This window comes from Bradyrhizobium sp., assembly GCF_049691595.1.
GTDB lineage: Bacteria > Pseudomonadota > Alphaproteobacteria > Rhizobiales > Xanthobacteraceae > Bradyrhizobium.
Map to the genome: position 1 here is coordinate 1 of NZ_JBAVNZ010000157.1, position 5153 is coordinate 5153.

The 5153-nt window shown below is 62.4% G+C and carries 6 protein-coding genes; 3 read left to right on the forward strand and 3 right to left on the reverse strand.

Going from position 1 to position 5153, the window contains the following annotated elements; all coding sequences use genetic code 11:
- Positions 1 to 2: 2 nt before the first annotated feature.
- Positions 3 to 803, forward strand: coding sequence for an SDR family NAD(P)-dependent oxidoreductase (locus tag WCE35_RS06980; protein ID WP_424592616.1), 801 nt, complete (start codon positions 3 to 5; stop codon positions 801 to 803).
- A 158-nt stretch (positions 804 to 961) separates the two neighbouring features.
- Positions 962 to 1186 (forward strand): hypothetical protein, encoded by a 225-nt coding sequence (locus WCE35_RS06985; RefSeq protein WP_424592617.1) that lies wholly within the window; start codon positions 962 to 964, stop codon positions 1184 to 1186.
- Between the two features lie 16 nt (positions 1187 to 1202).
- Here the strand turns inward: WCE35_RS06985 and WCE35_RS06990 are convergent, their stop codons facing one another.
- Complete coding sequence (locus WCE35_RS06990; RefSeq protein WP_424592618.1) at positions 1203 to 1814, reverse strand: pyridoxamine 5'-phosphate oxidase family protein; 612 nt, start codon at positions 1812 to 1814, stop codon at positions 1203 to 1205.
- Positions 1815 to 2088: 274 nt separating this feature from the next.
- Between WCE35_RS06990 and WCE35_RS06995 the strand changes: the two genes are divergently transcribed.
- Complete coding sequence (locus tag WCE35_RS06995) at positions 2089 to 2961, forward strand: EamA family transporter (RefSeq protein ID WP_424592619.1); 873 nt, start codon at positions 2089 to 2091, stop codon at positions 2959 to 2961.
- A gap of 21 nt (positions 2962 to 2982) precedes the next feature.
- Here the strand turns inward: WCE35_RS06995 and WCE35_RS07000 are convergent, their stop codons facing one another.
- Positions 2983 to 3807 carry an aspartate dehydrogenase gene (locus tag WCE35_RS07000; RefSeq protein ID WP_424592621.1) on the reverse strand — a complete coding sequence of 275 codons (825 nt, stop codon included), beginning with the start codon at positions 3805 to 3807 and terminating at the stop codon, positions 2983 to 2985.
- A gap of 72 nt (positions 3808 to 3879) precedes the next feature.
- Positions 3880 to 5153: family 1 glycosylhydrolase (locus WCE35_RS07005; RefSeq protein ID WP_424592620.1), on the reverse strand; the 1274-nt coding region annotated here is incomplete at its 5' end.

Here is a 5153-nt window from a genome sequence, read left to right on the forward strand (position 1 = left end):
AGATGCGCCTGAAAGATCGTGTCGCCATCGTCGTCGGCGCCGGACAGAGCCCCGGCGAGGGCATCGGCAACGGCCGCGCCGCCGCGCTGACCTTTGCGCGCGAAGGCGCAAAAGTGTTGTGCGTCGATCACAATCTGGCCTCCGCCCAGGAGACCGTCGACCTGATCGCCGCCAAGGACGGCACCGCGGCGGCGTTCAAGGCCGACGTCACCAAAAATGCCGACCTCAAGGCGATGATAGAGGATGCGAAAGATCGCTGGGGCCGCGTCGACATCCTGCACAACAATGTCGGCGTCAGCCTGTCCGGCGGCGATGCCGAGCTGCTCGACATCACCGAAGAAGCCTTCGACCGTTGCGTGGCGATCAACCTGAAAAGCTGCATCCTCGCTGCGAGGCACGTGATCCCGATCATGCGCCAGCAAAAGAGCGGCGCCATCATCAACATCTCCTCGATGGCTGCGATCACGACCTACCCCTACGTCGCCTACAAGGCGACCAAGTCGGCGATGATCGCCTTCACCGAACAGCTGGCCTATCAGAACGCGCAATACGGCATCCGCGCCAATGTCATCCTGCCCGGGCTGATGAACACGCCGATGGCGGTCGACACCCGCGCCCGCGAATTCAACAAGAGCCGTGCCGAGGTCGAGGCCGAGCGCGACAGCAAGGTGCCGTTGCGCCAGAAGATGGGAACCGGCTGGGACGTCGCCAATGCCGCGCTGTTTCTGGCTTCCGATGAGGCGGGCTTCATCACCGGTGTGACGCTGCCGGTGGACGGCGGCGCCAGCGTGCGGCGCGGTTAAGATTTGCTGAATGATTCGCAACAATTGAAATGTTCCAATGACACAATGATGTGACGACGCGTCGCCACAGGTCGAAATCCTGACTCGTTGCGGTCGCACGAACTTCACGAGCGCCTCGTAAGACGCGCCGCAAGAATTCCCGATATTCTTGAGGCGCCATGAACGACGAATTCGACTACGACCTCACCCACGACCAGTGGGAAGCGCTGAAGGCGTTGCGTACGCCCGTCGCGAAATATCCCAAAGCGAGCCGGTTTTCTGTCGAAGGCCTGATCGCGCTCGGGCTTGTCGCCATCCGCGACGACCTTCCCATCATCACCGCGCGTGGACGCAAGGTCCTGATCCGGGGCTCGTCGCGGCTGTTGCTCGACCTCGCGGTGTGAGTCCCCTTGGCCGTCGTCACCACATCGTCCGCCGCGCGCGTTCCGGCCATTCGCGGTCGTATTGTTCGCCGCCGACGCGGTTATCGCTCATGTCGGCGAGGATTTGGCCCGGCGTCGGCAGGCTTTTGGGATCGACCCACCGATCCGGATTCCAGAGATCGGACCGCACGATGGCGCGCGCGCACTGGAAATAAATCTCGGCTACGGTGATGACGACGACCGTTCGCGGCGCCTTGCCTTCGATCGCAAACGACGCCAGCAGCTCTGGATCGACGGAGACCTGCGCGCGTCCGTTGAGGCGCAGCGTGCTGCCGGAGCCGGGAATCAGAAACAACAGCGCAACGCGGGGGTCACGCACGATGTTGCGGAGCGAATCGACGCGGTTGTTGCCGCGGCGATCCGGCATCATCAGCGTCTTCTCGTCATGAACGCGGACCAAGCCGGGCAGCTCGCCGCGCGGCGAGCAGTCCAGTCCTTCAGGTCCGGAGGTCGCCAGGGCCGCGAACGGCGATTTCTCTATCAGGATGCGGTAGGCCGGCGTGACGCGGTCCGCGACCTTGACGGTCGAGGCCTCATTCGGCTGGCCGTAGATCGCCTCGAGCTGATCGATGGTCGCGATCACCGACATAGTCGTCTCCCGACTTAGCGATCCTCGTATTTCGTGGACCAACTAACGGCAATTGCCTTGCGGGTCGAGCGACATTTGCAGTTGACCAGAGCCGGAATCCAAAGGATATCATTCTCTAAATCGACTGAGTGGCAACTAGGGTTCCGGATGGCCGTAAGCCGTCGCCGGTCCGAGCGTTGCGGAAACCGCGGTAGCACGCGGCTGCACCCGAGGGACAAAAGCCCAGAGGAGGAGATGTCGAGATCTTGCGCGCGCCTGATGGCACGGAGGTCTCATGTCGCTGCTCCCGCTTTCCCTCGTAATCCTCGCGGCTTTCATTCACGCCACCTGGAATCTGCTTTCCAAGCGCGCCGCCGCTGCCGGCGCGGCGTTCGTCTTCGCCTACAATCTCGTCGCCTGTGTCGCTTATCTGCCGTGGGTCGGCTGGGTTCTCGTGCACAGCACGCACAGCTGGAGCCTGGCGGTCGCCAGCTGCCTTGTCTTTAGCGCTGTAATCCACCTCGCCTATAGCCTGTGTCTGCAACGCGGCTATCAGGTCGCGGATCTCTCGGTGGTTTATCCAATCGCACGGGGAACCGGTCCGATGCTGTCGTCGATCGGGGCGTTTATCCTTCTCCGGGAAACGCCCTCGCCGCAGGGCATACTCGGATTGCTTGCGGTGGTCGCCGGAATCTTCTTGATCTCCACCCAAGGCGATCTCTCCGCATTTCGCCGGCCTCGCGGCCAGGATGGGGTGCGTTGGGGGATGGCCACAGGCTCGCTGATCGCGAGCTACACCGTGATCGACGGATACGGCGTCAAGATGCTCGGCATCCATCCTGTGGTGCTCGACTGGTTTTCGAATCTGCTGCGTTTCTTCATGCTTGCGCCGGTCATCCTGTCGAACCCGGCCCGCGCGATGGAACAGATGAAGGGCCATTGGCTGCTGGCAGTGGGTGTCGGCGCACTTTCGCCGCTGTCCTACATCCTTGTCCTCAGCGCCATCGAGATGGGAGCTCCGCTCAGCCTCGTGGCGCCTGCGCGCGAAATGTCGATGATGGTGGGCGCCATGTTCGCAATGCTGATCCTGCGCGAGCCGGTTAGCGCATGGCGAGTGCTGGGTTGCCTTATCCTGGCTTCGGGTGTGATCCTTCTTGGCGCAGCCTGACCACCCGACGTCGTTGCCAATTCAAGTCCCGATCCGGAGCGACGCGCGCTGCTTGCGAAGACAGGCGATGACCGAAAGCGCGGTGATGAGCCCGGTTTTCGGATTTTCCGACGGAATGTTTTCGATCGACATCGAGAAGCGCGCGGAATCGGAATCCACCTCGATGCGGTGGGTGTTGCGCGTGATCGTCGGATCAGCCCAGATCTCGACCCGCGTCCGGTCGGGACCGATACCGGCAAGTGACAGCGCGACCGCGACATTGAGATTGGCCGGAAATCCCTTCGCGGCCTGGCGCGCCGTGCCCTCAAATACCCTGAGCGGTTCGGCGATGCCGGCGATGTCGATGTTGTTGTCGGCGAGATGAGGCGCGCCCACGAGGCCTTCGACTGGTTTGCGCGTGACCATCCGCACCGAATGGATGGTGCCGACCGCCGCCGCGGTCACGGCGTCGAGACCGATCAGCGCGCCGGTCGGCACCACGATCTGGCCGCCATTCTCCCTGGCCAGGACAATGAGATCCTCATTTTCAAGCAGCGCGCCGACGCTGAGCACGATCGCGGTCTTGCCGCGCGAAACCACCGGGGCGACGATCGACCTGACGAGCTTGCCGGGTGCGCATTCGACGACGATGTCGGCGGCTTCCGCCAGCGCCTCGATCGGCAGGACCGCGGGCTTTGTCGTCAGCCCGCCCAGCCAGGCGCGGTGCTTGTCGGGATTTTGTGACGCGACCGCCGCGAGAACCAATCCCTCAATTCCGCGGTCGAGTTCGCGCACGACCTTCGCACCGATGGATCCGAGACCCGCCACGGCGACCCGCGCCGTGGGCCCGGAGTTCTCCAAGTCCATCATCCATCAACCCTTCTTCGTTTCCCGCATCCAACTGCGAACGATCACATTGTTCATCGCGGTGGCCGACGATCACACCACCGCGTTCCTGGTGGCGGCTTCGCGGAAATACCCGGCACTGAGCTTTGGCACCCGCGCCTGCGTCTTGAAGTCGACATGGACGAGACCGAACCGGGTCGCATAGCCGTCGCTCCATTCGAAATTGTCCATCAGGCTCCAGTGAAAATATCCCTTCACGGGAATGCCTTCCCGGGTTGCCCTTTGCAGATGGGTGAGGTTGTTGCGAAGAAACATGATGCGGTCGGAATCATCGACGATACCGCGCTCGGACATCGCATCGCTGGCGCCGCAGCCGTTCTCGGCGATGTAGATTTCCTTGAGTTTCCATAGCGAATGCACCAGCCGCGGCGCCCAATACATCGCCTCGGGGCCGAGCAAATGCCAGGTCGAGAGCATCCTCGGGTGCGACTTGTTGAACGGGATCGTCCGGAATCCCGACGCCTGGTCGGACGCCACCACGTAGACGGAAGGCCGGTAGACGTTCAGGCCGACGAAATCGATCGGCGCGGCAATCGTCTCGAGGTCCTGGTCGGTGAATTTCGGCGCATCCTTGCCGTAAGCGGAGAGATATCGGTCGGTGTATTTTCCCTCGAAGATGGCGGTGAGAAAGCCGGCATTCATCTCGCGCGTCGCCATTTCCGCGGCCCTGATATTGTCCGGCGTTTCGATTGCCGGCACCGCCGTGCTGAAATTGTCCGCCGGCCCGCATCGGGTGCCGGCATGTCCGCTGGCACGAATGGCCTGAACGGACAGGCCGTGGGCGAGGATGGTGTGATGCCGGACCTGGTTCAGCTCGGCGTTCGACAGCCTGAGGCCCGGGGCGAACTCGGTTCTGATCTTCCTGCCATCGATGACGTCTTCAACGCCACGGTGGCCGATGTCGGCGATAGAGAAGAATTCGTTGATCGTGAAATAGTGTTTGACGCGATCGCCGAATTTTCCGACCACGTGACCGGCGTAGTCGGCGAAGGCTTTTGAGGTGTCGCGGGAAAGCCAGCCGCCCTTGTCCTGCAGCGCCTGGGGCAGATCCCAGTGAAACAGCGTCGGAAACGGTTCGATGCCGGATTCCAGCAGTGCGTCGACGAGGCGGCTGTAGAAGTCGAACCCTTTCGGGTTCGGCTGGCCGGTGCCTTCGGGAAAGATTCGCGGCCAGGCGATCGAGAAGCGATAGGCCTTGACGCCCATCCCCCGCATCAGATCGACGTCGCCCTGGTACCTGTTGTAATGATCGTTCGCGATATCGGCAGTATCGCCGTTTTTGATCTTGCCCGGCGTATGGGTGTAGG